Here is a 1,195-nt window from a genome sequence, read left to right as displayed (position 1 = left end):
GTTCGCTGCTGATCAACGATCAGGGCGACACCGTGGCCCGCTATGACAAGTTGCATTTGTTCGATGTCGATGTGGCGGATAATCGGGGCCGTTACCGCGAATCCGATGACTATGCTTATGGCAGCGGCGTGGTGGTCGCGGACACCCCGGTCGGCCGAGTCGGCCTGACGGTGTGCTACGACCTGCGCTTTCCTGAGCTGTACAGCGAGTTGCGTGCTGCCGGTGCCGAATTGATTACGGCGCCGTCGGCCTTCACTGCGGTGACCGGCGCGGCGCATTGGGACGTGCTGATTCGCGCACGGGCCATCGAGACTCAGTGCTACATATTGGCGGCAGCACAGGGCGGGACCCATCCGGGACCGCGAGAAACTTTCGGGCATGCGGCGATCATCGACCCATGGGGTCGTGTGCTGGCGCATCAGGATCAAGGCGAAGCGGTGTTGTTGGCCGAACGCGATATCGACGAACAAGCGTCCATCCGGGCGCGCATGCCGGTGGCGAGCCACCGGCGGTTTTTCTCGCAGGGCGCACAGCGACCTGCTTCAGAACACGAATTTAAGGCGTAAACCTATGAGCGAGTTGTTGTCCTCAGTCAGTGATCACTTGTTGGCCCCGGGCGGTGTGACCCTCGAGAGCCTGCAAGGCGTGCTCGGCGATCTGGCCGGTCCGGGCATCGATGCGGCCGACCTGTATTTCCAGGGGCAGATCTCCGAGTCCTGGGCGCTGGAAGACGGCATCGTCAAGGAAGGCAGCTTCAACCTCGACCAGGGTGTCGGTGTGCGTGCGCAATCCGGCGAAAAGACCGGTTTTGCCTACAGCAACGCAATTACCCTCGAAGCCCTCGGTGCTGCGGCCCGTGCCGCGCGTTCGATTTCCCGTGCCGGGCAGAACGGCAAAGTGCAGGCGTTTACCACGCAGGACGTTGCCCAGTTGTACGCGCCGGATAACCCGCTGGAAGTGCTGAGCCGTGCGGAGAAGGTCGAACTGCTCAAGCGCATCGACGTCGCCACCCGCGCCCTCGATCCACGGATTCAGCAGGTCAGTGTGAGCATGGCCGGGGTCTGGGAACGGATTCTGGTGGCGTCCACCGATGGCGGTCTGGCGGCCGATGTGCGGCCGCTGGTGCGTTTCAATGTCAGTGTGATCGTTGAACAGAATGGCCGTCGCGAGCGCGGCGGGCACGGCGGTGGCGGGC

1 protein-coding gene and 1 pseudogene are annotated in these 1,195 nt (G+C 63.3%); both read left to right on the top strand.

What is annotated here, in order from left to right; all coding sequences use genetic code 11:
* On the top strand, positions 1–566 hold a 566-nt coding region (locus DBR24_RS15645; RefSeq protein ID WP_256591534.1), incomplete at its 5' end, for a nitrilase-related carbon-nitrogen hydrolase.
* A gap of 4 nt (positions 567–570) precedes the next feature.
* Positions 571–1,195: pseudogene (locus DBR24_RS32320) on the top strand (PmbA/TldA family metallopeptidase); the annotation flags it as partial.

Origin of the sequence: Pseudomonas sp. HMWF006, assembly GCF_003061205.1 — a bacterium.
GTDB lineage: Bacteria > Pseudomonadota > Gammaproteobacteria > Pseudomonadales > Pseudomonadaceae > Aquipseudomonas > Aquipseudomonas monsensis.
This window is presented reverse-complemented; position numbering and strand designations above follow the sequence as displayed.